Source organism: Streptomyces sp. NPDC101490 (assembly GCF_044767145.1).
Classification (GTDB): domain Bacteria; phylum Actinomycetota; class Actinomycetes; order Streptomycetales; family Streptomycetaceae; genus Streptomyces.
Genome location: NZ_JBIWNI010000014.1, coordinates 19,546 through 44,080 on the forward strand (window position 1 = coordinate 19,546; position 24,535 = coordinate 44,080).

Here is a 24,535-nt window from a genome sequence, read left to right on the forward strand (position 1 = left end):
GCAGCCGGGCAGATCAGCGCCGTCCAGGAGCGCGTTCTGCCGCCGGACGTACTCGGACAGTCGCAACGACGGGTGGCGAGACGGGTCTTCCAACCAGGCACGGTCCGGGCTCTCCCACCAGCTCCGCAGCCACCACGGCCGAGGGTCCGGTACGGCCCGCCGACCAGCCCGCTTCTCCGCCCGGCGTTGCACGTCGAACTCTTCTGCTCGCACCAGCCACAGCACCCTCGCCTCGAACAGTTCCTCCACCGCCCGCACCAACGCATCCGGGTCCGCCTCCAGCCGACGGGGATCGCGGCGCTGAGCGTGAGGTGGTGGTACGTCGCCCGCAGGCCGTACGGAGCGAAACCGGTGAGGCAGGTACGCAGCGCGCTGTGCCTTCGGTGGAGGGGAAGACGGACATCGTGCACACACGCCCGGTGGGTCAGGAACTGAGCTCCAGGTCCAGCGCCCGGGCCAAGGCGGCCGTGACAGCGACGGCGTGCGTCGGCAGGTGTTGCCCGGCCCAGGTTCCGGCGAGGCCGAGGAAGTTCCGCAAGTCCGCCTGGGCGCCGATGACGAGCGCACGCACCTGGTCCACCGGCAATTCGATCACCGGGCTTCCGTCCTCCGCGTCGGCATCGAGAGTCAGCCGGACGGTGTCACCGAAACGTTCGGCCGCCGAGGACGGGTCGTGGCCGAAGGAGGAGCAGCCGGTGCCGTCCAGCACCTCCCACCAGTCCTGCCAGTTCTCCAGGCCGTTGCAGCAGCCCGGCTCGACGAAGACGGTGCCGGTGGCCGTGTCGGCCACCCGGAAACCACCGGCGGCGAACAGGTCGGGCATGGTGAGCAGCCCGTGCAGGAACGCGCCGAGCGGGTCGGTCGGGCAAGGCCCGTGCTCCTCCTCCGGCTCGAAGTCGTTGCACTCGGCGATCCGCATGACTGCCGCGCCGACTTCCGCCGGAGTCAGCTCCCCGTTCAGTACGAGGTAGCCGTACGACTCGTGCTCACCAACGGGCCAGAGCGCGAAGTCGTCGGCAGCGGAGATCTCCAGAACGGCTTGCATCACGATCACATGGGGATGATGCCGGACCCACCCGCAACGCCGCCACGGGCTTTCAGCTGGGGCACCGGGCTCGGAGCGGGCCCGGTGCAAAGCGACGACTCGCAGGTGCTGACCTCGTCCGAGAAGCGGAAGGTCACCAACCACCGGCATGGGGGTGCGCGATTCCCGATGGTGGCGGTGCGCTGGAAACCCCGCTGGTACGAGCCTGACGTGAGCTGGCGGAAGGGGCGGTCTCCGTACGACGGGGGCGTCGTCGCACGGGTCGCTGGTGCTCCGGCCGGGACGGTTCGCCGGAGCGGTGGCTTCGCGTCGATAGTGTGCACGGCATGATCGACTCATACGCGAGTTCCGACGATGCCGCAGTCGCGATAGCCGGGGCACGGGCTGGTGCGGATGTGGTCCGCGCCATGTACGGCCGGCGACTCGACCGCATCGACAAGGGCGCCGGGGACTTTGCCACCGCCGCCGACGTGGAAGCGGAGAGGACGATTCTTGGTGTCATCCGTTCCGCACGGCCCGATGACGCGGTGCTCGGCGAGGAAGGCGGGCAGCAGGGCGCCGTCAGTGCTGTGCGTCAGTGGTTGGTGGATCCCCTGTGCGGCACGCTGAACTACGCCGTGGGAAGCATGCTGGTGGCTGTCAACGTGGCGCTGCGCGATGGGGCTGCGGCGGTGGCCGACCCGTTCAGCGGCGAGGTCTTCTTCACCGACGGGGAGGCCGCCTGGGTGCGGAATGACGGGGCGGAAGACGAGCTGCTGACTCCCTCGTCTGCTACCCGGTTGGTGGACGTGAACCTGGATCCGCCGTTCCCGAGTGCACCGGGAGTCCGGGCCGTGGATCTGCTGGCCCGTCCTGAGTTCGTCGAACGGTTCCGGCCTCGGGTCGTGTCCACGATGCTGGCGCTTGCCTGGGTCGCCGCCGGAAGACGCGCCGCGTACGTTACCGATGGCGGCGATCTCTCTCGGAGCGTGCATTTCGCGGCCGGCATCGCTTTGTGCCGGGCCGCGGGCTGCACTGTCACCGGAATCGACGGTGCCCCGGTCGGCGAGGCAGGCCGCGGGCTCGTGGTCGCCGCCGACGACGAGACCCACGGGGCGCTGATGTCGATGATCCACAGCTGAAGCTAGTGCTACGACCTCATGGATTTCGCCGGGGCTGGATCATGCCGCGACGGGGCAAGGCCTGTCGCCCCAGCGGATGCCCCTCTCGTCCGCGGATCCGGGCCCGTTCGCAAGGTTGAGCCGCGCGTGCAGGCCTTGAGCTGCGCGTGCGGCCGAATCCGCCGCTCGGGGCGCCGACGGCCCACCCGTACCGATCCCAAGGCGACGGCTGCCCGGGCCCGATGGGCCCGCCCGAGGCCTGCGCGAAGACCTCCTCTCATGTCCTTTGGGTCCAGAGCCGTGCGGGCATCACATGGCGCCCCCGCGCGATGGACGCACGCGCTGAACACCAGGTCCTCACCAGCTCCGCGAGGGCCGGGAGGAACGGATCACGGTCATCGTGACGCACGTCCTGGACAACGGCCGCGAAGGAGACCGGGGCCTCGGCAAACGCGGCCGGATCCGGGAGGACGGCTCGTTCGACGAACTCGTACGGGCGAGCGGCCCGTTCGTCGAACTGTGCGGCTGCCGTCGAACGACTGCCGAGCCCCGAGGTGAGGGGGAGCACCCGTCACGGTGCTCCCCCTCACCCACCGTCCGCAGGAGAAAGTGCCGACGCACGATCACCTCGGCGGTGGCGGCCGTGACGGCGGCCGGGCCGGTCAGGAACTCGGTCCGCCGCCGGTGACCGCACGCCTCGCACAGCCCGGCCGACCGTGCCCGGCCGGAGTCCTCACACGGCAGGATCTGCCGGACCGCCGCCTCGGCTGCCGCGCAATTTCGCTGGGCCAGAGCTCGTACCTCGGCGACTCGCACGGGTGGCAGGGGCTCGTCATGCTGCGGGGCGGGCGCCGTATGTCGCCTCCGGCAGGTTCCGCAGGCGATGCCAGCGGTCCGGCTCCAACAAGGTGAGCCGGACCGCTTCCAGGCTGGTCAGGTATTGACGCAGGTGTTGCCGAACGCCGGGTTGAGGAACGAGATCAGACCGATGGAGTTCCCGCACGCGTTGATGGGGATGTGGATCGGGACCTGGACCACGTTGCCTGACAGTACGCCGGGCGAGCCGATGGCGACACCGTCCGCGTCGGCATCGGCGACGGCGGCGCTTCCGCCCGCCAGGACCATCCCGGCAGCCAGACAGGCGGCTGCGGCCATGACACGAATCTTCATGCTGTTCTCCCAACAATTCAGGGGGGGGCAGGACCGGTCAATCACACAGCACGCGACCCGCCGCAGTCGGTCATTCAGCCGTTGGTGGGCGACGCCCGGGCGGACGAAGCCTGGCTGGGTGCTGACCGATCCCATCACCCACCACCTCACCGGAAGACCGCCACTTCCTGACGCGACCAGAGTCCGCATAACGTGCTTCTGTACACCCCGGGTGACGCAATTCCGGCAGGCGCGGCGCACGCGCCTCAGCGGTGGGCCCGCAGGGCGGCGGAGGGCAGGCACTCCGCGAACCGGCTGCCGATCTCTCCCAGCGCCGCGACCTGGTCGGCGGGCTGTTCGGCCTCGCGGATGCGGGCCGAGAGGAAGTCGGCCACACACAGACCGTGAAGCAGGTCCAGAGCCCCGTCACCTGGGGGACGCGACTTCGTCCGGCGGGTGGCGTGGAGCAGGCCGGGGATGCCGAGGCCCGTCCACGGGGCGCAGATCTCACCACACGGCGAGTTCCGCCGTCGGGCCGCGGGGGCGGCGCCATCCCGGCAGAGCAGGGCTCCTGACCCGATAAGGGAAGGCGCAGCGGCCTTCTTCAACCCGAACACGCTCGATACCCACGGGCGTCCCGTCGCGCTCACGGCCTCTACCAGGACAACCCAGCGATCCCCGGCGGCGTCGCAGCCGGGGACGAGTTCGGCTTCGCAACCTGCCTCATCACCCCACCGCCACGCCCGACGCCGCTGTCAGGACCTCTTACTGCCAGTGGGCCCGGGGGCCCTCCGGTCCGACTTCCAGGCGGAGGCGCTCGTACAGCCCGGACAGGGGAAGACCGGCGTACGCGTCCGGTACATCGATCCGGGTGAACTCCCGGCCTTCCTGCGGGAGAGGCCGCACCCCCACTCCGCCTTCGCTGTCGAGATCCGCGAGGGCAATGATCTTCCCGTCCGGCTCGTACACCACGTGGACCCGCATCAGACTCTCCTCACTGTTCTACCCGTCCACATTGACGGCGCTCAAGATGAAGTCCGCGTCCCCGTTCTGAGCCCGGAGCAGCAGGTTCCATCCCACATGGGGCTGTGCGTTGATGTCCCAGGCGACCAGTTCCTCCAGGATCTCGATGTACGAGAAGGAACTGCCGAACCCGGTTTGACCTGCGGCCCAGCGGTTCCAGCTGCTTGGTTGGGGGTCGCCGTCGGTGTAGTAGAAACCGAGCCAGGTCTGCTGTCCGGCCGCAAGGAAGATCCGGCCCGTGAAGCGGCGCTGCACGTTTGCCATGAACATCACCCTTCGTGCGTGTCACACCCTTTCTTCCCTTTTCGTCGAACGGCAAGTGCGGTCGGAACCGCTTTCACGCGGATGCCGGAGCGCGCGTTGCGCACGACGAGGCGTGCCGCCGCGTGTTCGGCGGCGCTGAGGCGCGAGTGACGAGACCGTCTGGGAGCCCGAGGCTCTCGCCCGGGCGGTCCGGGCGTCCCTCCCCTCGCCGAAGCCGGCCGCCAAGCGCCGCACCTGCCACGTCGTACGCGGGATCAGGACCGACGGTACGAGCGGGAAGCGGACGGGGTCGCGACCGGTGGCCGCGACGGAGGTCACGGCTTGCGGGCGACGCCCCCCGCGATGCACCGCTCGGCCGGAGTCTGGTCGACGCGCGGGGTGTCGCGGCGCCACTCGTGGCACGGGACCAGTCCCGGGTCGACCAGCTCCAGTCCGTCGAACAGCTCCGCCAGCTCGGCCCAGGTGGAGAAGATGCCGCTGCCCATCAGACTGTGCAGAAGCCGGTCCTCCAGCTTCCGCGCGGTCCCGCTGTACTCGTTCTCAGGGTCCAGGAAGTGGCTGAGCGCCAGGTACGAACCCGAGGGAAGGGCGTCGACGTAGGCGCGCACGATGTCCTTGCGCGGGCGGGTGGCCTCGCCGTTGTAGTGGTGCAGGGTGCCCATGTGGAGCAGCGCGATCGGCTCGTTCCAGTCGAGGTGGGACCGCAGGACCTCGTTCCGCAGCAGCGTCTCCGGTTCGAAGATGTCCTCGGCGACGATGACGGCGGTCCTGTTTCCTTCGAGGAGCGCGCGGCTGTGCTCCAGCACCAGGGGGTCGTTGTCCACGTAGACGACCCGCGCGTCCGGGGCGATCTTCCTCACCACCTGGTGGGTGTTCTGGGCGGTCGGCAGACCCGAGCCGCAGTCCAGGAACTGGGTGACGTCCGCCTCGCCGGCGAGGAACCTGCACACCCTGATCAGGAAGGAGCGGTTCTCGACCGCCAGGTCGGCGGCCTCCGGAACCGCCTCCCTCACTTCCCGGACCACCTCGCGGTCCACCTCGTAGTTGTTGCTGCCGCCGAGGAAGGCGTCGTACACCCGGGCAATACTGGGTTTCCTCGGATCGACGTAGGACGGCGTACCGGACATGAAGCCTCACCAGCGTTCTCGACGGGACCGGTCGTGCGACGGCCGCGAAGCCGCCGGGAACGCCGTGGGGCGGCGTCCGGGCCTGCCGCCCGGACCCTGCCCGTCGGCGAGACGGGACCGTCGCACCGACCGGCTCCGGCTTCGAGCCGTGGCCCATCCTCGCCTCCGACGGCCGGACCGGCCCGTGTGACATGCCGCCCCGAAGGGTGACGGTCGGCCCCACGGCACGACCACGCGACGACCCGGCGCGTGGCCCCGCCAGCCAGAACGTGGCACGCCACCACGGCCCTGGTCCTGCCCGGCTCCTGCCTCAGGGCGCTCACCGGGCGTGGACGTGACCGGGCATGAGGTCTCGTGCAGCCCCAACCCGTTCGATACGACGGCATCCCCCTGAGCCGGTAACCGAAGGGGTGCTCCATGGAGCCACTGGCGTCTCCGCCGGACAGCATTCCGAAACGATCAGGTGCGACACGAGGTCACTCCGAGCAAGAGCGGACAGCCGCATGGAAGAGGCATCGATCGGTGGGTCTCCGGCGACCGCGCCAGCGGCGCTCTTCCTGCCCAAGTTCGCCTGGACCTGTGTCGTCCGCCATCAGCCCGTCAAGGCGGGGCGTCCCCGGACGACCCGGTATGCGCCGAACATGTGCGTCACCGCCGCCGGAGGAAGGCGCCACCACCGTTGGACAAGACGAGTCGACGCGCTCACATGCTTCACAGTCCGTCGGGGACTTCGAGCTGGCCGCGGTACTTCTTGAAGCATGCCTGGTCGATGGCCCGCAGGGTGATCACGCCCTCGTCCTGGAACTCACTGAGGTCCGCGGTCATGATCCAGCCGCGCTGCCGCAGAATCGTCTCGGCCCGGCCGACCGTCCCGTCCGCGGTCCTGTCTTCCTTCCTCGCCCCAGGGTCCTCCGTCCACTGACGCTCACGAAGCTCGCGTGTCACCGCCTCGAAGCGTGCGAAGTCGACAGTGGTGCCCTTCTCGCCGAACCCCTTGAAGGCGACCACGCACGATGCCACCGTGTCCGCCAACCCCTCGGACCTGCGGCCGTAGTCCGGGGCGTTGTCGGGGACTCCCGCGTCCGCGACCGTGGACGCGATGTCGGCGCGCACGACCGCCTGCGCGAGCGGGCCGGTGCCCGCGGGACGCGGCGAGGCGGGCGCCGTGGCCTCGATGCCGGTGGCGTCTCCGCTACAGCCCGCGATGCCCAGCGTGATCGCGGCCACCACCGCGCCGACAGTCCACTTCCGTATGTTCAAGGTGTCCCCTCCCAGGTCACAAGGCTGACCGCCCCGTGATCGAGGCATGAGTGTGCCATGGAGACACCAACGGCCTCACGGGAGTTCTCACCGAGCGGGTACCCCCGAGCACGTCGGCTTCGACAGGCCGGTCGCCTTTCGGGGCGGAGGCGTGCCGTGTGCTCCAGAGCAGGTGTCTGGCCCACGACCGCGTCCTTCGCTCCGCCGACAGCGGAGCGAACAGCGCAGCGGCGGCGAGGGCTTGATGTGGCGCTTCGATCGCAGACACCCCACCCCGTCCGGCGACGAAGAACCCACTCAGAGATGGTCACTTCCAGAGCCTTCGGCAGGTGGTAGGTGTTCGGTCCTGGCGGATGTTCGGCAGCGGCGACTTTCGCGATGCTGTACCAGCCAGCGCTACGTGACACTGGCACCGTGAAGTGATTCGAGCAGGCCCAGGTGGCAGAGCGACGCCGGGACTGGGATGCGGCCTTTTCGGAACGGCCCTGTTCCCCACGTGCCCATCTACGTCTCCTGGCATCCGCTCGTTGAACTGCGGCCAGCGTCTCAGCAGCCACTGACACCGTTCACGGCGCATTGGAGTACACGTTTGCGGAGCAGGGCAAAGCCGGCACGGCCGAACATCTGGCGCTTGAGCATCTTGATGCGGTTGACGTGGCCCTCGACGACACCCGAGTTCCAGCTCCTGCGGAAGCGCGTCCTACTGGCATGAGCCCGAGTGGGATGGGGCTGGCCGGATTCGAACCGGCGTCCTCCCACATGCGGTGAAGGCGCGACAACCACTGCGCTACGAGCCCCATCCCGCCCGTGATCATACGAGCAACCCGCACCCAGCGCCCTGATTTTATCCAGGAGGACTGTTCACTCAGCGCGACGAGATCACACGACCTGAGCCAGAACCCGTGAGTTAGGCCAACACATGGAGCTGCTCGCTCGTGCGGACCGGCACTCGGACCTCACGGAGCGTCCTCTCACGGATGTCCGCGCACGTCGGAGACTCAACAGATCGCTGCGCGAGCAGGGGATGGAAGAGGCGCTGCGCAACCGCGCCAAAACCGGCATCCGTAGCGCCCTCTGCATCCTCGTTCGCCTGCCGGGCGAGACGAGTCGGACCCAAGAGGCTCATCGCGCGGTCCGAGACTTCGGCCCGGAGGAGCAGTACGCGCACCACACCGTGGCTCGGTTTCCATCGCCATCCAACGGTGCAAGGTGAGCTCTGAACCTGCCGTCCGTTTCCTTACGAGGCTGAGGCGGGTCCGCTGATTGCAGTGCTCGGTCGGGTACTGCTTCGGTGACGAGTTGGTCGAGTCGCCGGTGTCGTCTGTGACGCGGACTTCCGTACCGAGCTTGCTCCTGGCCTTTGACGGGGACTCGCAGGGCTGCCCCTGTCCGGGGCCGACTCCTTCGAGGGAGAGTAGGACCGCGACCCTGCCACTGATCGTGAGGTTGACGGGCGAGGGCGCCGGAACCGGCCCAGACGCGCCTTCCCGTCCTCGTCGGCGGAGCCCGTCAGGCCGACCGCGCCAAGTATCTGGGCGCAGGCCCACAACTTCCTCATCCAAACCCCTTGGCCCATCCCAGGGCGATGTGTCCTCGCAGGTGGCGGCACCCTACGCACCTCCGGACGGCTGAATGCCCTGCCCTCTCAGGGGCCGCCACCCGGTCCCATGCGGTGCGGGGCGGGGGTGGCGGAGGGGTGGGGGCGGGGGTGGTGCATGATGTGCCGCGGAGGGGATTTGAATGCGTTCAGGAATGTGGTGTGGGGTGTCGGATCAGGCGCAGCTGCGTGTGAGGGACCGGCTCGACGAGGTCGTGGCGGCTTGCGTCGCGGTACTGCTGACTGAGGCGGTCATCGGGCTGATCGTGAACTACGTGTGGGGGCAGACGGCGGAGAGTCCCACGCTGCCGATGAACGCGATGAGCCTGTTCATGCTGGTGGTCGGTTCACCGTTCCTCGTGGCGGGCGGTGCCATGCTCGCCACGGCGGTGGCGGCAACCGTGGTCGTGCCGGTGATATGCGTGGCGGCCTGGCTCGGCCGTGTCGTCTCCGGGCGTCAGGTCTGGTGGTGGGTCCCGGCCGTGGCGGCCGTCCTCGCGGTCGGGCCGGGCGTCGCCGTGACGGTACTCACCGACGGCGGTGTCCTCGCGGGCTTCGTCGCCTGGGTCGCGGGAACGGCAGCCCTCGCTGCCCCCGCTCTGACCGCACGCCGACTGCTCCTCCCGGCCCGCCGACGCCCGTCGCTGCGCACCGTGCTCGGCTCGGTCGGCGTGTACGGGACGCTCGCCGTGGTCACCGCCTTCACTCTCGCCGGAATCGCCCTGCACTCCGGGATCGCCTACGAGCCCCCGCGCTTCAACGCCCAGCAACTCACCGGTACGTACACCGACGGCGACGGCGGCACCCTCACTCTCGCCCCTGACGGCCGGGCCGACGCGGACCGCATCCGCACCTTCGACTACGACGATACGGCCGACTCCTTCGGGCCCCGGGTCCGCGAGTGCTCCGGTACCGGCACCTGGACCCACGACCCCGCCCACGGCCCGCTCAGCCAGCAGGTCCTCGTCACCCTCGACTCCTGCCCCACGGACAGCTGGAACGTCTACGGCACCCTGCGACACCCCAAGCTGTACCTCTTCATCGGCGACCCCGACTCCGGCGAGATCTACACCCTGCGACGCGGCTGAAGCGTGCCGCACCAGGTCGCGTCCGGGCAGGCCGGGCCCGTTCTGTGGCTGGCGACGCCGTCCGGTCCACACGGCCGTCGACGGGCGCGGGCACCGCTCCCACCCCTGTCAGGAACGCCGGGAACGAGCCGTGGCCAACTGGTGCTCGGGCGCCGACGGAAGGCACACCGCTGCCCTGAGCCTGGCTTCCGCCGTGAGCGGCATGGACCGGCACCGCCGCACACGTTCCTCCGCCTGCCCGCGTCCCGGAAGGAAACCTGACACAGATGCCGCCCACCATGTCAACGCTCGTACTCCTGCGGCTCGGTCTCTGCGTCGTCGCCGCCGTTCCCATCGTGGGCCACCCGACGCCGGATGATCATGAGGGACGTACGATCACGTCGTGGATTCCTCGAAGGACGACGTGAGCTGTGGGCTTTGTGAGCAGCCTCCGGGCTGCGCCCCAGAGCATCATGGCAATGGCATGGTGGTCGGCGCGGGCAACCGTGTGAGATACGTGATCGTCGAACTGCGTGGCGCCACGGCCTGCTACCAGGCCGTCGACGACCCCTCGCGGACAGGCAAGACCAGTGCGGCCTGGTTGGCACACGAGCTGGGAACGGACCTGCCGGATCTTCTCGGCCGTCACTACACCTGCCGGGAGACACCTGCGGAATACGGCGTCATTCAGAGCGGCTTCGAGCTGGCCTGACACACGACGGCGGAAGGACGGGCGCAACGGCGGAGCAGGGGTTGCCTGCCAGGTCGGGTGCTCCAGCGGGGAGCGGTTGACGAACAGCCAGTCGGGGTCGGGGGGGGCGCTCACGGCGGCCATCTCGTCGCTGAACAGCATGCCGGGCAGCACCGGAGCGAGCGGGCAGTGGTGTCACGGCGGGCGGGAAGCGGGCGCGGCTCACCGGGGACGTCTCACTGCCCGGTGGTGCGGCGGCCGACGGCAGTGTTGCGCTCAGGGCAGGCACCGGCGGCGTTCGCATCGACCCGGCCCAGCTCCGGGCAGACGGCCTGAGCCTCCCCCGCCGGTGCCGTGCTCACTGTCCATGACACCGCTTGGCGACACCGCGCTTGACCTCGTAGATGGGCAGTGACCCCAGGGCCGCCCGCCGCTGCCTCCTCGCGTGGTGACGGCGTAGAGTCCGTGGCATGGAGCCGTCGTCTTGTCCGATACCCGCCCGGACCTTGAGCAGCGCGGGTCAGTGTGTCGTGCTGATCATGGTGGGGAGCGTGTTCGGGTTGCTGGGTGTGGCCGGGCTGGTCATGACAGGCGATGCCGCCAGTATCGCCATCTATGCGGGGTGCCTCGCCTTCGGTGGCTGGATCGCCTTCCGCGCTTGCTTCTTGGGGCTGCGGATCGATACCGGAGGTGTCACGGAGCGCGGGCTGGGACGGTCGCGTTCCGTGGCGTGGTGCGAGATCCGCGAGGCATACCTGGACGCACGCGGTACCGGCCCGGTGCAGAGCGTTCTCCCGGGAGTGGTACTCAGGAGCGGTGAGCGAGTTCCGTTCCAGGCCATCGCCTCGTACTCCCGCCGCGCCGCCCAGCAGCGCATGAACGCGCTCAGGTCCGCGCACGCCGCCCACCTCGCCGTATGCCCCGCCTGCACGCCGGTCGCCTCGGACGCGTCCGGCTGATCCGGCCACCCGGCCCCGGCGGCATCTCTGACATGCCGACCTTCGCCAGCGTCTCCAGGACCAGGTCCTCCATCCTGCGGAGTCCGCTCCAGGCCGCGTACGACGAGCCGGGCCCTCCCGAAGGTATGGTTCGACGCGCGCGGCGATGCCCGGCCAGGTGCGCGGCAGGGGGCGCGCCCGCTGGAAGCGCCACTCTCGGTGCCTGGTGGAAGCTTCGGCAGCCAGTCCCCCTCGCGCAGAGAGTCCCGGTTCCGTGTCAGAGGTCCGTCCACGGGGTGGGGGAAGGGCTGGTTCCATCACGGCGCCTCCCGTCGTGTCCGTGTCATGCGTTCGCTCCGCTGCCCCCGCGCGCAGACACAGTGAAGCGTCGTGAGAGTGCGGCGGCCGGGACGGTCGGGAGAAGTGGCGGACAAAGACGTCCGACGTGCCGACGGAAGAAGACCGAACGGAAGAAGACCGATCAGATACGCGACATGACAGGCGGTGCGATCCCCGCCACCGCCAAGGTGTGGATCGACGGACGCGGCCACCTCACGGAGGTACGGCTGGAGATGGACGTCGAGGCAACGATCCGGACCACGACCACCCTGACCCTCGTCGGACGTGGCGAACCCATGAAGGTCCGGGTTCCCGCCGACGCGGCCGAAGCCGACACTTCGCGCCTCGCCTGAGGGAAGAGGCTTGCGCTGGGCACCCCCACACTGGCCGCCGAGGCCCGGGCCGGGGCACTGGAGAAAGCCACCGTCGCCCGAAAGGAACACGGCGAGCTCCTCGCCCAGTTCACGTACTGCAGGGTCTCCTTGGAGGCTGTGCTCTCCCGTGAGGGCGTCGTCGTCGGCAAGGTGCGGGTAAGCCGCCCGCTGGAGGCACTGCCCGGTGTCGGCGAGGTCCGCGCCGGTCGGCTTCCGGAAGAGCTCGGCCTCTCGGAGAGCCACCGCGTCCAGGGCCTCGGGGCCAGGCAGAGGGAACGCCTGCTCGGATTCTTCCCGCCGACGGCCTGGCCAACAACGCCCTGCCGGGGCAGGCCCGCTGCGAGTCGGGTGAGTGCATTCAGTGAGTCAGCCCGTCCCGGCCCGCCCAAGTCTCGTGGCGTCCCGGCGGCCCTGTCCAGAGGCTCGGAGGCGGGGAGGTGAGCAGTCCTTCTCTCCTCCGGCGAGGAGCCCGGCGCACTCATGCGCGAAGGAGCAGAGCTGGGCCACGATCCGCTGGTACTCCCACGGATCGCCTGGTGTGCCCGGCGTGGCATCGCTCCACCGCTGCCACAGGCCGTCGACGGCGAGGTAGCGCGAGGCCCGCTCGGTTCCCAGGACGGTGTCGAGGTGGAGCAGTGTGCTGAGCGCGAACGTCTGGTCGTAGCCGAGGTCGGGCCGGGGCAGGTAGCGGTCGAGGTAGGCGCAGACCAGATCGGCGTCCGCGTCGGTGGCGAACGTGGACAGAGCGACGCAGTAGGAACCGCCGTACGGGTTCGCGTCGGCGAGCAGGCGTTCACCGAGCCGGCCGCGGAACTCGGTGCGTCCGGCCACGGCGATCAGCCAGCAGGCGGTCCTGCGCTCCCGCCAGCCGCCTTCGAGGAGGACGCCGAGTTCGGCGGGAGTGATCTCCCCGGCGGCTCGCGCCAGTTCCCTCCCGAACTGCTCACGCTCAGTCCCGCTCAGCCTCAGAAGGCTTCCGGTCAGCCGGAGGTACCGTCGGCCGGGGTTGACGAACCGTCGGATCAGGTCCCGCAGTTCGGGGTTGTCGCAGACATCAGGCATGGCCGCATCCTGGACCAGGGGGCAGTCGGCTGTCAGCCGGTTCACCCGGGAGCGGGCAGTGGTTCGCGCCGGGCCCTGCGGAGCCGTCCGCCCAGGCATCCGCCCCGGCATCCGTCCGGGCCGACGCGCGGGCGTCCGCCAGCAGTGCGGTGGAGCGTCCCCCGGTGGGCTGCGTCCGGGGCCGGGTCAGGGGCTGGGTCAGGGCGTGGGCTTGCAGTGGTGGTCGGTGGCGGCCCGGGCGGGGGTGTCAGTGGCCGTCGCGGCGCCGTTCGTATCGCCACACCGCGTCGAGTTCGTGCTCGTGCGCGTGCCAGGTGCCGGGCGGCGCCGGGGGCAGCCGTTGCGCTCCCCGCACGCACCGCTCGTCGTCGTGGAGGGCGAGCCCGTACACGGCTGTGGCCTGCACCTGGTGGTCGGCGTCGTCCAGCAGGGCCGCCATAGCGTCGGCCAGGACGGGGCCGCGGTCCCTGCCCTCGGCGACCTTGAGGCAGGCGCTCCTCCGTGTCTGCGCGTCCGTGTCGGTCAGCAATGCCAGCAGTGCGTCGCGGACATCGCCCGTGAGCGGCCCGGCCCATGTGCCGAGTCCCCGCGCCACCACGCGCCGGACCCGTACGTCGGGGTGGCCTGCATGGCCCAGGAGGGCCGCTTCGGCCCGTGGGTGGGTGTGCTCCCCGAGTGCGACCAGTACTTCGGTGAGGACCGCGAGATCCTCTTCCTCGGTCGACCAGGCGGTGAAGAGGTCCAGGGCGGGGCCCGCGAACGTATCGGCTTCGCTCTCGTCGAAGAGGTGCGTCAGCCGGAGTACCTCGGCGCCGAACAGGCGGGAGGACGGCTCGGGGTGCGTGCGCAGAGCCGCCGCGGCGGTCCAGGTCTCCTCATCGCGGCGGCGGGCCAGCAGGATCGTGGCACTCCCCCATGCTCTGTGGTTCTGGTCGTGGTCCAAGGCCCGTGCCATCAGGTCCCCGAACGGGGTACGGATGCCCAGCAGCTCCTCGAAGCGCGTGAGGATCGCCGCGTGCCCGTCGCGAACGGTCGTCCGTCCGAGCGTGTAGGCACCGACGCTGAAGTACTCGTCGTCCGGGACCCGGGTATGGACAAGGCCGTCCTGAGAGCCCGTGCGGCGCCGCAGTTCGCTCTCCACTCCTCTCTCGTGCCGACAGCGGGCGAGATCCCGTAGCTCCAGGAACTCGGACCTGCTGTATCTGCCCCGGATCCGGTGGTCCAGGAGCGCCTCGACCAGTGCGGGTGAGCCCGAATCCACCGCTTCGCGCAGGGACGGCAGCGCCTCCTGTCCGCACCGGCCGGGGTCGGCACCGTGATCGAGCAGCAGCTGCGCGATGTGTCCCGAATACGTCGTCACGGCCAGGCAGAACGCGGTGTCCATGAGATCGGGGTCGTCACTGTCCCGCAGCAGCAGGTTCTTCACCAGAGGTGTGTCTCCGGCCCGGATCGCGCGGAGCAGCCGATGCCCGCCACTCGCTGCCCCGCTCATCGCACTCCTCACCTCGTGTCACTGCTGCCGTCCGCGTCTGGTCATGTCACTGTTTCCGGCCACCGCTGGTCGTGTCAGCGGACGATGCCGTGGGTCCTGGGGGCTGGGGCGGGACGGGCGCGGGAGAGCCTCGCGGCGGTTCCACGGGCGCTGTCGAAGGCCGCCACCGCGTTGCCGTCCTTCCGCCACGGCGGGGCGCCGCACCACGGCCCGATCCGGCGGAACTGCTCCAGGGCGCCCTCGTACAGCATCGACCGCAGCATGTAGTGGGCCAGCAGATGCCGTAGGAGCGGCAGCCGCTCGTCGTCCGGAGCCACCTGGTCGAAGGAGGCGGCGACCCGCTTGAGCGTGTTCCTGGACAACGGGGTGACCGGCACCGCACCGAGGGAGGACTTCTCGGCGAGCTCGTCGAGGGCGTGCAGGTAGATCCCGGCGAGCGGACTGCCGGGCGGAGCCTTCCGCACTGCTCGGCGGGCGAACCGCAGCATGCGCCGGTCACTGCCGAACCACTTGGCGCACCAGTACTGGAGAGCCTGCCAGTGCCCCTCGTAGTGGTACGGCGCACGGGCGACGAGCCCGTCCCAGAGGGGGCGGAACGCCGCGTGACGGTACTGCGCCCCGCGAGCTGCCGTGATCATGACGACCCAGGGGCCCGGATTCGCGGGGTCGAGCAGCGCCGCCTTGCGCGCCTCCTCGATCGCGGCCGGGAGGAGCATCTTGAAACGCTCCATGTCCGAGGTCATGACCTCGTGGGCGTACCCACTGCCCCGGATCGCCCACGCGCGGTGGACCAGCAGGCTCGCGTGGAGGGTCGCGGCGTCGCAGTCGTCCGGCGCGGCGGTGCGCCAGGCGTCGAGCCAGACGTCGTCCTCCTCGGCGACCTGCTGGAGGAGCGCGAGCCTCCTCCAGCGCTCGTCCCAGTCCTCGCCCGCGTCGCCGACGTAACGCGCGGCGGTCCGCCAGTCGCCCTCCTGGGCGGCGTCCACGACGGCCTGCCGTTCCACCCGGAGGTGCGTCTCCGGGGGCGGGCCGGGGCGCCGGGGGTCGAGGGCCTCACGGGGCGGAAGCCCGTGGTCGGTGGCGACGAAGTGGCCCGCGGCCCATGTGGCGGCGCGTTGGGGACTGACCAGGAGCCGGTAGACCCCGACGAGGAGCACCGCGAGGACGGCGGCGAGGAAGAGTGTCACGGCGGGAGATCATTCCCGACGCAGTCACTCTCCGCAATAGTTCAGGTCAAGGGAAAAGGCGAGGTCAGCGTCCGGGACGAGCTCCGGACCTCAAGGCTGTCGAGCGCCCGGTCACCGTGAGCGAGCGCTTCAGGTGCTCTCTTCTTTCGCGCGTTCGGCTCCGGCCGCCTCCCCGAGGCCCACGGGCGGCCTCCGCCCACCGCCGTGGCCCGTGGCCCGGACGGACCCCACGGGCCGCATGCGGCTGCGACAGCTCCGAGGGCTCCGACGGCTCGAGGGGCGGTCTTCCACCCCGCAGTCACGATCGAGGCCGCGAGCGCACCCACCCCCGACCGTTCAGCACCCCGGACCGTTCAGCGTCCGCACCGAGGACGCGGAGCCCCCATGACCTTCCCGGGGGTGGGCTCGTGGCCACCTCGATGCCCGCAAATTTCGTTGCGCCCGCCCTCCGCGTTCGTGTTGGCTGGCAGCACCGAAGTGTCGGTGCCGCAGGCGTGCGCCCGGCTGGAGCAGGGAGTCAAACGTGCAGGACGTGGTTGTCGACCCCGTTGCCCACAACCGGGCGGCCTGGGACAGGTATGTCCAGGAGAACGACGAGTGGACGAGGCCGGTGAGTGCTGAGGACATCGAGCGCGCCCGCGCGGGCGACTGGTCGATCGTTCTCATCGGGCACGAGCCGGTCGACCGCTCCTGGCTGCCGACGGATCTGACCGGCAAGGACGTGTTGTGTCTGGCCTCCGGCGGTGGCCAGCAGGGGCCGATCCTCGCCGCCGCAGGGGCGCGGGTCACCGTTTTCGACAACTCGCCCCGGCAGCTCGGCCAGGACCGGATGGTGGCGGCACGCGACGGACTCGACCTGCGCACCGTCCTGGGCGACATGCGCGACCTCAGCGCCTTCGGCGACGCGACGTTCGACGTCGTGTTCCATCCGGTCTCCAACCTGTTCGTACCGGACGTGGCACCGGTGTGGCGTGAGTGCTTCCGCGTCCTGCGGCCGGGCGGAACTCTGCTCGCGGGCTTCCTCAACCCCGATGCGTACCTGTTCGACCACAATGCGCTTGAGGAGCGCGACGAGCTGATCGTCGCGCACAAGCTGCCCTACAGCGATGTCACGCACTACTCCGCCGAGGAACGCGCCACGAAGTTCGGCGCGGATGCCGCTCTCGAGTACAGCCACACCCTCGCCGACCAGATCGGCGGGCAACTCACCACGGGGTTCGTCCTCACCGGCTTCGCGGAAGCGCCGCACCAATCCAACGCGTCCGCTCCCTACATGTCGCACTATTTCGCGACGCTGGCGGTCAAGCCGGGCTGACCCGGCCGTGCCGCCGCTACGGCCGGATGATCTCAACCCGTACCGAGGTCAGGCCGCGACGAGCTCCTGCTCGCGGTCCGGCGCCTCGGCCTTGGGCTTCTTGTTCGGCAGGGAGAGCCGGAAGACCTTGCGCCACGCGGAGAACACCTGCTGGGGCAGCGGCCCGGTGACGTACTCCAGCTCGTACTTCTCGAACAGCGCGCGCACCTTCACCGCGACCTCGGCGTACCGGTTGCTCGGCAGGTCCGGGTACAGGTGGTGCTCGATCTGGTGCGACAGGTTGCCGGTCATGAAGTGCATGGCCCTGCTGCCGCTGATGTTCGCCGAGCCCATCATCTGCCGCAGGTACCACTGGCCGCGCGTCTCGCCCTTGATCGACCGGCGATCGAAGACCTGCACGCCCTCGGGGAAGTGCCCGCACATGATCACCGAGTGGGACCAGATGTTGCGGACCAGGTTCGCGGTGAAGGTGGCGGCGAGCGTGGGGAGGAACGACGGGCCCGACAGCAGCGGGTGGATCACGTAGTCCTTGAGCACCTGCTTGCGGATCTTGCGGCCCACGGCCTTGGCCCGCGCGCGGAACTCCGGGTCCTTGCGGCGGCGCTTGCTCAGGTTCTTGCCGAGCTCCAGGTCGTACGCCGCGATGCCGTACTCGAAGAAGCAGGCGTTGATGAAGTTCCACAGCGGCTGGCCGAGGTGGAACGGGTACCACTTCTGGTCCTCGTCGACGCGCATGATGCCGTAGCCGAGGTCGTTGTCCTTGCCGATCACGTTGGTGTACGTGTGGTGCAGCTCGTTGTGCGAGTGCTTCCACTGCTCGGCAGGCGAGACGTGGTCCCACTCCCAGGTGGTGGAGTGGATCTTCGGGTCCCGCATCCAGTCCCACTGGCCGTGCAGGACGTTGTGGCCGATCTCCATGTTGTCCATGATCTTCGCCACGGACAGGCCGACGGTGCCGATCAGCCATGCGGGCGGGAAGAGGGAGAACAGCAGTACGCCCCGGCTGGCCAGCTCCAGCCTGCGCTGCGCGGAGATGACCTTGCGGATGTAGGCGGCGTCCTGCTCACCACGGCTGGCGATCACCTCGTCGCGGATCGCGTCCAGCTCGCGGCCGAGCTCCTCGATCTGCTCCGCGGTCAGGTGGGCGGTGGGGTCGATGGCGGTCAAGGTGCTTCCTACCGTTCGATGTCGCAGGGGCCCGCCGCGGCGGACACACAGGTCTGGATGAGGACGCCCGGCGCGGACTCGGTGATCTCGCCGGTACGCAGGTCGCGGACGGCACCCGCCTTCAGCGGAGTGACGCAGCCGAAGCAGATGCCCATGCGGCAGCCGGAGGGCATGAGCACACCGGCCTCCTCGCCGACGTCCAGCAACGGCGTGGCACCGTCCGCGTCGACGATCTTGCCGGTGGTGCTGAACGTGACCTCGCCGCCGTCACCGACGACGGCGAGGGCGGAGCGGAAGCGTTCGGTGTGCAGGCGCTCGGGTACGCCGTGCGCGGTCCAGTGCTCTTCGGCGGCGTCGAGCAGGCCCGAGGGCCCGCAGGCCCAGGTCTCGCGCTCGGCCCAGTCGGGCACCAGTGCGTCGAGACGGGCGATGTCGAGCTTGCCGTCCGTGTCGGTGTGCACCTCGGTGAGGCGCAGCTTCTTGTCCGCGACCAGGGCGTGCAGATCGTCCCGGAAGATCACGTCCTGCGGCCGTGGCGCGCAGTGGACCATGACGACGTCGTCGAACTCAGTGTCGCGCAGCATGCCCATCACCGGCGTGATGCCACTGCCGGCCGTCAGACAGAGCACCTTGGCGGGCCTGGCCTCCGGCAGTACGAAATCACCGGTCGCCTGGTCGAGCTGGATCAGCGTGCCCGGTTTCGCGCTCCGGACCAGGTGGTTGCTGACCTTGCCGTCCGGGATCGCCTTCACGGTGATCGTGATGCGGCCGTCCCGGCGGTTCGTCGGCGAGGTGATGGAGTAGGCACGCCACAGGCGCACCCCGTCGACGTCGACCCCGATCCGCACGTACTGACCGGCCGTGTGGCCGCGCCAGCCCCGTCCGGGCCTGATCACGATGGTCGCGGCGTCACTCGTCTCGGGGTGCACCGCCTCGATGCGCCCCCGCAGGTCGGCGCCCGCACGCAGCGGGCTGACCAGGTCGAGGTAGTCCGACGGCAACAGCGGCGTCGTGACCATCTCCAGCAGTTTCCACGCCCTACTGCGGAGGGCTGCACTCGTCATGGCTCCAGCTTGATGCGCCTCCGGGCGTAAAGTCCTACCCGTAGGACGTGAATCTGGTCGGCCGAGTTGTTCGTTGGGAACAAAAAATGGGGTATCCAATCAAGAGGGCCACTGATCTGGCCCTGGATGAGACGACGGTCACCGCGCTTCGGGGCGTGCTGAAGAGCACTGCCGACGAGGTCGTCCAAGCGATCATCGACGAGGTCCCGCCGTACGCCAACGCTCTTTCGGGCCGCATGGGCGGCACCATCCGCCGAGCCGTCCGCACCGCCCTGGGGCACTACCTGGACCGCGCGAGCGGGAACGCCACGGGCGGCGACGCCGGTGACGCGGCCTACGAGCTGGGCCGCGGCGAGGTGCGCGACGGGCGTTCGATGGACGCCCTGCTCGGCGCCTACCGTGTCGGCGCGCGCGTGGCCTGGCGCTGCCTGGCAGCGGGTGCCGTGCCCGCAGGTCTGCCCGCCGCCGAGGTCGCCAAATTCGCCGAGCTGACCTTCGCCTACATCGACGAGCTCTCCGCCGCGAGCGCCGCGGGGCACGCCGACGAACTGGCCGCCCGGGGCCGGGCCCACGAGCGCCACCTGGAGCACCTGGCCCGCGACCTCCTGGCCGGCGCGAGCACGGACGTGCTGCTGGCCTCGGCGCAACGGGCGGGGTGGCAGCCTCCGGTTTCGCTGACGGCGGTCCTGCTGCCCGCCGCCCAGGCGCGGCCCGCCTACCGCACGCTCGATCCGAGCACCCTCGTCCTCGACGATGTGCCGGACTCCACGGGCGTGCTGCTCGTCCCCGATGCCGACCGGTCACACCTCTTGGGCCAGCTGGCCGACCGCACCGCCGTGGTCGGCCCGGCGCGGCCATGGACTCGGGCGTCGGCCTCGTACGCACGGGCGGTACGCGCGCGCTCCCTCTCCTCCGATGTCCGCGACACCGAGGACCACTTGCCCGAGCTGGTGCTGAGCGCCGACGTGGACGCGTTCGCGGACCTGCGTGCCCGAGCACTCGCACCGTTGCGGACCTTGCCCGACGCGACGGCGCGGCGGCTGGAGGAGACGTTGCGGGCGTGGCTGCTGCACCAGGGCAGACGGGAGGAGGTGGCGGCGGCGTTGTTCGTCCATCCGCAGACGGTCCGGTACCGGATGTCGCAGCTGCGGGAGCTGTTTCCGGATCTCGCAGCGCCCCACCGGGTTCTCGAACTGACGCTGGCGGTCGGTCTTCGGGGCGACTGACGCGTACGGCGACCGTCCACGACCGTTTCCGTGGGTCATTCGTACATCGCGCCTCGTCCTCGGTGCCATCTGCGGGCGCATACGGCCCGGGCTCGGGCAAAGAAGCGGCCTCAGCCGACTGGGACCGGATGCCCGGGCGCGCCAGGAGCCAGCCGCTTGGCTGACCTGCCCGCTCGGGCAGCGGCGCTTCCCCCACTCCCTCGCGTACGCCCTCCTCGGCCCGGGCCGGACCGACGAGGGCGAACAACGGCTGGCCCGTACGCGGCACGACGCGGAGCCGGAGACCGGGACGTGGATCACGGTGTTGTACGTGCGCGGCGGTCTGCCGCGCTCCCCTGGGCACGGCATGACGGGCGAAGGCCGCGACCCTTTCGGCGGAGAAGCGCGGGGGCGCTGGAACAGGCTGTGGGCCACCCGGAGCGCGGTCAGGCCGGGGGCGAACCCACGACGGCGCTGACCGGCCTACCCGGCCGAGGCCCGCACCGCGGCCGGTGCCCCCGGCCGCGTGCGGGCGCGGTGACCCCGGCCGCGCCCGACCTTGCTCCGGCGGGCCCGCGCGCTCGCCGCACGGTCGGGAGCCGTCCTCCCGCCCCGGCGCGTCGACGCCCGCACGCACCCCACGACCGGCGCCCCCGAGGACGCGCGGACGGCACCCACCTGGGATTCCCTCCCCGCGCCCCGGGGCCGGCACGGGGTGTGCCGTCGTTCATCCGGGTCCGGGGCGACGGGTCGGCCCACGGGGTGCCGTCCTCGAACGGGTCAGCGCCGCAGGCCCCGGTCCAGTGCGGCGATCAGCGAGCCCTGCTCGTCGTCCCCGTCCAGCGACCACACCATGACACCGCCGAGACCCTTGTGGCGTGTGTAGCGGGCCTTCTGGGCAGCCACCTCGGGGGTGTCGAAGGTCCAGAACTCGGTGCCGTCGTACTTCCAGCTGCCGCCGTGCCGGAAGTCGTTGTGGACGGTTCCGGGCAGGTCCTTGATCGCCTTGTAGGGCAGCTGGCTGCCGCGGGGCGACATGCCCGTGGCGGGCTGGTAGAGGCCGTTCCTGGGTCCTGCGGGGACACCCGTCCAGCCGTAGCCCCAGGACGGCACGCCGAGCACCGCCTTGTGGGCCGGCAGGCCGCGGTCCAGGTAGTGGCGGACGATCCGGTCGGCGCTGTAACCGTTGTTGATGCCGGACGGGTCGGCCTTGTCCGTGTAGAGGTTGGCCTGGTGGTTGGTCGGCCCCTGCGGCTCCCAGGCGCCGTGCAGGTCGTACGCCATCAGGTTGAGGAAGTCGACGTGCCGGGCGATCTTCGGCAGCTCCAGCCGGTCCACGATGGTGGTGTTGGCGGCGACCGCCGCGGTCAGCAGGTAGCGCTGGCCGCGCTTCTTGCCGCTCAGCGCGTCCAGCTGGCGCCGGAACTCGGCCATCAGCAGGGTGTAGTTGCGGCCGTCCTCGGGGCGCACCGCGTTGTCCGGCAGACCGCCGCCGCCCGGGTGTTCCCAGTCGAGGTCGATGCCGTCGAAGACGCCCGCGCCGGTGCCCGGGCCGCCCTCGAGGGAGCCCAGCTGCGGCAGGTTGCCCTTGATGTAGAGGTCGATGCAGGAGGAGACGAACTTCTTGCGGGCCTCGTCGGTGGCGGCGACGTCCGAGAAGTACTTGGACCAGGACCAGCCGCCGATCGAGATGACCGTCTTGAGGTGCGGGTTCTTCGCCTTCAGCTTGCGCAGCTGGTTGAAGCTGCCCTTCAGCGGCTGGTCCCAGGTGTCGGCCACGCCGTCGACGGAGTCGGCGGCGCCGATCGGACGCTGGTAGTCGGCCCAGGCGTCGCCCTCGCCGGCCTGGTTGGCCTCGAAGCAGGTGCCCTCGGGGGAGATGTTGCCGAAGGCGTAGTTGAGCACGGTGAGTTTTGCGGCCTGGCCCGAGTCCTGGACCTTCTTCGCCGAGAAGCCGCTGTAGACGCTCCACTGGGTGAAGTAGGCGACCCGCTGACCGGTCAGCCGGCGGCTGCCGTCGTCATCGGCGTGTGCGGTGGCGGGGACCGCGACCAGGGACGCGAGCAGAGCCGTGGCGAGGAGCGTGGAGGTACGTCTGAACATGCGGGTGGCCTTGTCTGCGTGGGGTCAGATGGTCTGTACCAATCGTGAGAGAAGATCTAGTGCATCCGCGGGGACCCGCACAAGGGGGGCGGGGGCGCATGAAGTTGCCTGATTTTCTTGCGAGTTGCCGGACCGTCAGTCGCTCCGGCACACGCAGCACGTCCCACGGGATGCCGCCGTCGCGGTAGGGCGTGTTTCGAAAGTCCCGCCTGCCTGGCGACGCCTGGCACGCACGCTCACCGCGTTGTCGTGATCACCCCGATACATCCAGTATCGGGGCAACCGTCCGCCTTGCGATCGCACGCACCAGACGCCGCCAGGCCTGCCCTCCGGGCAGACGACGCCACTTTTGAAACACGCCCTAGCGGTCCGCCTCACCGGCAGTGCCGACGCGGGCCTGCGGAGTACGGCCGGTCCGAGGGGCCCGCACCGGCCGTCCGGGGTGTCCGGCGTCACCACGCTCAGCGCGGCTTTTCGGCGGGGTGTCCCAGGCCGTCGGCATGGCGCTGATCCACGGTTCATTACACGATGATCACAGGACCATGAACTCGCCTCCCTAGGTTGGAGCGCATGAAGCGAAAGTTCACGCACAAGGCGTGCGGCGCCCTGATCGCCGGCTGCGCCGCCCTCGGTGTCCTCGTTCCCTCCGCCCCCAGCGCGGTGGCCGCGGAGGAGCCGGTCATCGACGTACTGGTGCTCTACACCTCGAACGCGAAGCGGGACGCCGGAGGAGTGAAGAGGCTACGGAGCATCGTCGAGCGGTCCGTCGACTACGCCAACGAGGCCTTCGACAACAGCGAGGCCCGCGCCGGGACCCGCATCGCCGCTGTCCTGCCGGCCCCGGACTTCGGGCAGGGAACGGACGACAACGAGCGCGTCTACGACTACCTCTCCGCGACCCCGGAGTCAGTGGGGAAGCTCCGCGACCGGTACCGCGCCGACGTGATCGCGATCGTCCCGAGCGATTTCGGCGGCATGGCCTACATCGGCGATCGCGGACGTCCGCTGCCGCCCGAGGCGCCGGGGATGGAGGGTGCCAGCATGGTGATCGGCCAGCAGCTGCTCGGCAAGGAACCGGACACCTTCGCCCACGAACTGGGGCACCTGCTCGGCCTCGACCACGACCGTCACGTCAGCTCGGATCAGGGCGACGGCTACGACCACGCCCGAGGCTACGTCGCGCCCAGCAAGAAGTGGCGCACGATCATGGCGTACGAGGACGCGTGTCTGGACGCGGGCACCTCGTGCCCGGTCGTTCCGTACTTCTCCAACCCGGATCTGGACATCGACGGGGAACCGCTGGGCAGGGCCATCGGCCGGGACGACCAGGCCCATGCCGTGAGCATGATCAATGCATCCGCCTCCGTCGTCGCCGCCTACCGATAGCCGGGCGTCACCACCAGGACCCGGAGCGCCCCATGCCGCCCGTCACGGCCCTGTCTCAGGGGTCGGACGGACGGTCAGCGAGCCCGCCGTGTCGGGAGGCGCTCGCAGGTGTCAGCTGCCGGTCGACTTCCAGGCCTGGCGCAGCCGGGTCGCGAAGGTCTCGGCGGGTTCGCGACGCGCGGTGGTGTCGTAGCGGGCGGCCAGCGCGTCGACGGGCTCCGTGGATTCTTCGGACAGGTCGAGGACCAGCAGGGCCGTTCCGTCGGGGACGTCGGCGCTCAGGAGGATGAGGGCCGCCGTGCCCTCCTGGTCCCGCCGGGCCTCGGCGGCGTCGCCCACGAGCGCCCCGGCGGTGGCCCCGATCAGGGTGCCGAGGGGGCCGCCGAGCAGACCGATCAGTCCGCCGGTGGCGGTCGCCCCCACGGTCGTGGCACCGGCGTGGGGGGCGTGGTTCTCGGGGACGTGGGGGGGGGGGGGGGGGGGGCCCCGGGCGCCCCCCGGGGGGTGGGGAGCCGGGCGGGGGGCGGCCCAGGGGGGCGGGGGGCGGGCCCCCGGCGGGGGCCGGGACCGCCCCCGGGCC

24 protein-coding genes and 1 tRNA gene are annotated in these 24,535 nt (G+C 70.3%); 10 read left to right on the top strand and 15 right to left on the bottom strand.

From position 1 onward, the window contains the following. Nucleotides 1-424: 424 nt before the first annotated feature. Nucleotides 425-1,045 (bottom strand): hypothetical protein, encoded by a 621-nt coding sequence (locus ACIRQY_RS23345; RefSeq protein WP_403929049.1) that lies wholly within the window; start codon nucleotides 1,043-1,045, stop codon nucleotides 425-427. Nucleotides 1,046-1,371: 326 nt separating this feature from the next. Between ACIRQY_RS23345 and ACIRQY_RS23350 the strand changes: the two genes are divergently transcribed. Together ACIRQY_RS23350 and ACIRQY_RS23355 are read left to right on the top strand one after the other, a co-directional pair. Then, entirely contained in the window at nucleotides 1,372-2,166 is a 795-nt protein-coding gene (locus ACIRQY_RS23350) for an inositol monophosphatase family protein (RefSeq protein WP_403928769.1), read from the top strand. A 379-nt stretch (nucleotides 2,167-2,545) separates the two neighbouring features. Further along, nucleotides 2,546-2,833, top strand: a complete 288-nt coding sequence (locus tag ACIRQY_RS23355) for a hypothetical protein (protein WP_403928772.1) — start codon at nucleotides 2,546-2,548, stop codon at nucleotides 2,831-2,833. Nucleotides 2,834-3,078: 245 nt separating this feature from the next. Here the strand turns inward: ACIRQY_RS23355 and ACIRQY_RS23360 are convergent, their stop codons facing one another. The 7 genes from ACIRQY_RS23360 to ACIRQY_RS23390 form a co-directional block, all read right to left on the bottom strand. After that, a complete protein-coding gene (locus ACIRQY_RS23360; protein WP_351793354.1) occupies nucleotides 3,079-3,315 on the bottom strand; it encodes a chaplin in 237 nt (78 codons plus the stop codon). Nucleotides 3,316-3,560: 245 nt separating this feature from the next. Continuing rightward, nucleotides 3,561-3,689 carry a hypothetical protein gene (locus ACIRQY_RS23365; RefSeq protein ID WP_403928775.1) on the bottom strand — a complete coding sequence of 43 codons (129 nt, stop codon included), beginning with the start codon at nucleotides 3,687-3,689 and terminating at the stop codon, nucleotides 3,561-3,563. Nucleotides 3,690-4,059: 370 nt separating this feature from the next. Beyond that, nucleotides 4,060-4,278, bottom strand: coding sequence for a hypothetical protein (locus ACIRQY_RS23370; RefSeq protein ID WP_351793349.1), 219 nt, complete (start codon nucleotides 4,276-4,278; stop codon nucleotides 4,060-4,062). Between the two features lie 18 nt (nucleotides 4,279-4,296). Next, a complete protein-coding gene (locus tag ACIRQY_RS23375) occupies nucleotides 4,297-4,581 on the bottom strand; it encodes a hypothetical protein (RefSeq protein ID WP_351793347.1) in 285 nt (94 codons plus the stop codon). Nucleotides 4,582-4,895: 314 nt separating this feature from the next. After that, nucleotides 4,896-5,708 (bottom strand): SAM-dependent methyltransferase, encoded by an 813-nt coding sequence (locus tag ACIRQY_RS23380; protein WP_403928778.1) that lies wholly within the window; start codon nucleotides 5,706-5,708, stop codon nucleotides 4,896-4,898. 711 nt (nucleotides 5,709-6,419) lie between these two features. Further along, on the bottom strand, nucleotides 6,420-6,968 hold the full coding sequence (locus tag ACIRQY_RS23385; RefSeq protein ID WP_403928781.1) for a hypothetical protein: 549 nt from the start codon (nucleotides 6,966-6,968) through the stop codon (nucleotides 6,420-6,422). Nucleotides 6,969-7,692: 724 nt separating this feature from the next. Next, nucleotides 7,693-7,766, bottom strand: a tRNA-Ala gene (locus tag ACIRQY_RS23390). A gap of 966 nt (nucleotides 7,767-8,732) precedes the next feature. Between ACIRQY_RS23390 and ACIRQY_RS23395 the strand changes: the two genes are divergently transcribed. From ACIRQY_RS23395 to mihF, 5 genes are all read left to right on the top strand, one after another. Beyond that, nucleotides 8,733-9,653: a hypothetical protein gene (locus tag ACIRQY_RS23395; protein WP_403928784.1), complete on the top strand. Its 921-nt coding sequence runs from the start codon at nucleotides 8,733-8,735 to the stop codon at nucleotides 9,651-9,653. 382 nt (nucleotides 9,654-10,035) lie between these two features. After that, nucleotides 10,036-10,344, top strand: a complete 309-nt coding sequence (locus ACIRQY_RS23400; protein ID WP_403928786.1) for a hypothetical protein — start codon at nucleotides 10,036-10,038, stop codon at nucleotides 10,342-10,344. A gap of 518 nt (nucleotides 10,345-10,862) precedes the next feature. Then, nucleotides 10,863-11,282 carry a PH domain-containing protein gene (locus tag ACIRQY_RS23405; RefSeq protein ID WP_403929051.1) on the top strand — a complete coding sequence of 140 codons (420 nt, stop codon included), beginning with the start codon at nucleotides 10,863-10,865 and terminating at the stop codon, nucleotides 11,280-11,282. A 473-nt stretch (nucleotides 11,283-11,755) separates the two neighbouring features. Further along, on the top strand, nucleotides 11,756-11,953 hold the full coding sequence (locus tag ACIRQY_RS23410) for a hypothetical protein (RefSeq protein ID WP_403928789.1): 198 nt from the start codon (nucleotides 11,756-11,758) through the stop codon (nucleotides 11,951-11,953). Between the two features lie 30 nt (nucleotides 11,954-11,983). Beyond that, on the top strand, nucleotides 11,984-12,415 hold the full coding sequence (mihF, locus tag ACIRQY_RS23415) for an integration host factor, actinobacterial type (RefSeq protein WP_403929053.1): 432 nt from the start codon (nucleotides 11,984-11,986) through the stop codon (nucleotides 12,413-12,415). On the opposite strand, the gene ACIRQY_RS23420 is transcribed toward mihF, so the two are convergent. The 3 genes from ACIRQY_RS23420 to ACIRQY_RS23430 all read right to left on the bottom strand — a co-directional run bounded on the left by ACIRQY_RS23420 (nucleotide 12,341) and on the right by ACIRQY_RS23430 (nucleotide 15,715). Further along, nucleotides 12,341-13,036, bottom strand: coding sequence for a DUF6000 family protein (locus ACIRQY_RS23420; RefSeq protein WP_403928791.1), 696 nt, complete (start codon nucleotides 13,034-13,036; stop codon nucleotides 12,341-12,343). The genes mihF and ACIRQY_RS23420 overlap by 75 nt on opposite strands. A 247-nt stretch (nucleotides 13,037-13,283) precedes the next feature. Continuing rightward, nucleotides 13,284-14,528: a HEAT repeat domain-containing protein gene (locus tag ACIRQY_RS23425; protein WP_403928794.1), complete on the bottom strand. Its 1,245-nt coding sequence runs from the start codon at nucleotides 14,526-14,528 to the stop codon at nucleotides 13,284-13,286. A gap of 74 nt (nucleotides 14,529-14,602) precedes the next feature. Beyond that, nucleotides 14,603-15,715 (bottom strand): hypothetical protein, encoded by a 1,113-nt coding sequence (locus ACIRQY_RS23430; protein ID WP_403928796.1) that lies wholly within the window; start codon nucleotides 15,713-15,715, stop codon nucleotides 14,603-14,605. Between the two features lie 523 nt (nucleotides 15,716-16,238). On the opposite strand from ACIRQY_RS23430, the gene ACIRQY_RS23435 reads away from it, so the two are divergent. Next, complete coding sequence (locus ACIRQY_RS23435) at nucleotides 16,239-17,030, top strand: class I SAM-dependent methyltransferase (RefSeq protein ID WP_403928799.1); 792 nt, start codon at nucleotides 16,239-16,241, stop codon at nucleotides 17,028-17,030. A 48-nt stretch (nucleotides 17,031-17,078) separates the two neighbouring features. Here the strand turns inward: ACIRQY_RS23435 and ACIRQY_RS23440 are convergent, their stop codons facing one another. Together ACIRQY_RS23440 and ACIRQY_RS23445 are read right to left on the bottom strand one after the other, a co-directional pair. Then, nucleotides 17,079-18,197, bottom strand: a complete 1,119-nt coding sequence (locus ACIRQY_RS23440; protein ID WP_351793322.1) for an acyl-CoA desaturase — start codon at nucleotides 18,195-18,197, stop codon at nucleotides 17,079-17,081. An 8-nt stretch (nucleotides 18,198-18,205) separates the two neighbouring features. Beyond that, nucleotides 18,206-19,261: a ferredoxin reductase gene (locus tag ACIRQY_RS23445; protein ID WP_403928802.1), complete on the bottom strand. Its 1,056-nt coding sequence runs from the start codon at nucleotides 19,259-19,261 to the stop codon at nucleotides 18,206-18,208. A gap of 86 nt (nucleotides 19,262-19,347) precedes the next feature. Here ACIRQY_RS23445 and ACIRQY_RS23450 point away from each other — a divergent pair, with 86 nt between their 5' ends. Then, on the top strand, nucleotides 19,348-20,487 hold the full coding sequence (locus ACIRQY_RS23450) for a helix-turn-helix domain-containing protein (RefSeq protein WP_351793318.1): 1,140 nt from the start codon (nucleotides 19,348-19,350) through the stop codon (nucleotides 20,485-20,487). Nucleotides 20,488-21,246: 759 nt separating this feature from the next. On the opposite strand, the gene ACIRQY_RS23455 is transcribed toward ACIRQY_RS23450, so the two are convergent. After that, on the bottom strand, nucleotides 21,247-22,569 hold the full coding sequence (locus tag ACIRQY_RS23455; RefSeq protein WP_403928805.1) for a glycoside hydrolase family 18 protein: 1,323 nt from the start codon (nucleotides 22,567-22,569) through the stop codon (nucleotides 21,247-21,249). 570 nt (nucleotides 22,570-23,139) lie between these two features. Between ACIRQY_RS23455 and ACIRQY_RS23460 the strand changes: the two genes are divergently transcribed. Next, nucleotides 23,140-23,955: a M12 family metallo-peptidase gene (locus tag ACIRQY_RS23460; protein ID WP_403928808.1), complete on the top strand. Its 816-nt coding sequence runs from the start codon at nucleotides 23,140-23,142 to the stop codon at nucleotides 23,953-23,955. 111 nt (nucleotides 23,956-24,066) lie between these two features. Here ACIRQY_RS23460 and ACIRQY_RS23465 read toward each other — a convergent pair whose 3' ends face one another. Continuing rightward, the gene (locus ACIRQY_RS23465; RefSeq protein WP_403928811.1) at nucleotides 24,067-24,378 is read right to left on the bottom strand and encodes a hypothetical protein; all 312 of its coding nucleotides are present in this window, start codon (nucleotides 24,376-24,378) and stop codon (nucleotides 24,067-24,069) included. Between the last annotated feature and the right edge of the window lie 157 nt (nucleotides 24,379-24,535).

Excerpts from the sequence above, each read along its gene's own strand:
- ACIRQY_RS23345 (WP_403929049.1), bottom strand. The coding sequence starts at position 1,045 with ATGCAAGCCGTTCTGGAGATCTCCGCTGCCGACGACTTCGCGCTCTGG.
- ACIRQY_RS23350 (WP_403928769.1), top strand. The coding sequence starts at position 1,372 with ATGATCGACTCATACGCGAGTTCCGACGATGCCGCAGTCGCGATAGCC.
- ACIRQY_RS23360 (WP_351793354.1), bottom strand. The coding sequence starts at position 3,315 with ATGAAGATTCGTGTCATGGCCGCAGCCGCCTGTCTGGCTGCCGGGATG.
- ACIRQY_RS23370 (WP_351793349.1), bottom strand. The coding sequence starts at position 4,278 with ATGCGGGTCCACGTGGTGTACGAGCCGGACGGGAAGATCATTGCCCTC.
- ACIRQY_RS23375 (WP_351793347.1), bottom strand. The coding sequence starts at position 4,581 with ATGGCAAACGTGCAGCGCCGCTTCACGGGCCGGATCTTCCTTGCGGCC.
- ACIRQY_RS23380 (WP_403928778.1), bottom strand. The coding sequence starts at position 5,708 with ATGTCCGGTACGCCGTCCTACGTCGATCCGAGGAAACCCAGTATTGCC.
- ACIRQY_RS23405 (WP_403929051.1), top strand. The coding sequence starts at position 10,863 with ATGGTGGGGAGCGTGTTCGGGTTGCTGGGTGTGGCCGGGCTGGTCATG.
- ACIRQY_RS23410 (WP_403928789.1), top strand. The coding sequence starts at position 11,756 with ATGACAGGCGGTGCGATCCCCGCCACCGCCAAGGTGTGGATCGACGGA.
- ACIRQY_RS23420 (WP_403928791.1), bottom strand. The coding sequence starts at position 13,036 with ATGCCTGATGTCTGCGACAACCCCGAACTGCGGGACCTGATCCGACGG.
- ACIRQY_RS23425 (WP_403928794.1), bottom strand. The coding sequence starts at position 14,528 with ATGAGCGGGGCAGCGAGTGGCGGGCATCGGCTGCTCCGCGCGATCCGG.
- ACIRQY_RS23445 (WP_403928802.1), bottom strand. The coding sequence starts at position 19,261 with ATGACGAGTGCAGCCCTCCGCAGTAGGGCGTGGAAACTGCTGGAGATG.
- ACIRQY_RS23450 (WP_351793318.1), top strand. The coding sequence starts at position 19,348 with ATGGGGTATCCAATCAAGAGGGCCACTGATCTGGCCCTGGATGAGACG.
- ACIRQY_RS23455 (WP_403928805.1), bottom strand. The coding sequence starts at position 22,569 with ATGTTCAGACGTACCTCCACGCTCCTCGCCACGGCTCTGCTCGCGTCC.
- ACIRQY_RS23460 (WP_403928808.1), top strand. The coding sequence starts at position 23,140 with ATGAAGCGAAAGTTCACGCACAAGGCGTGCGGCGCCCTGATCGCCGGC.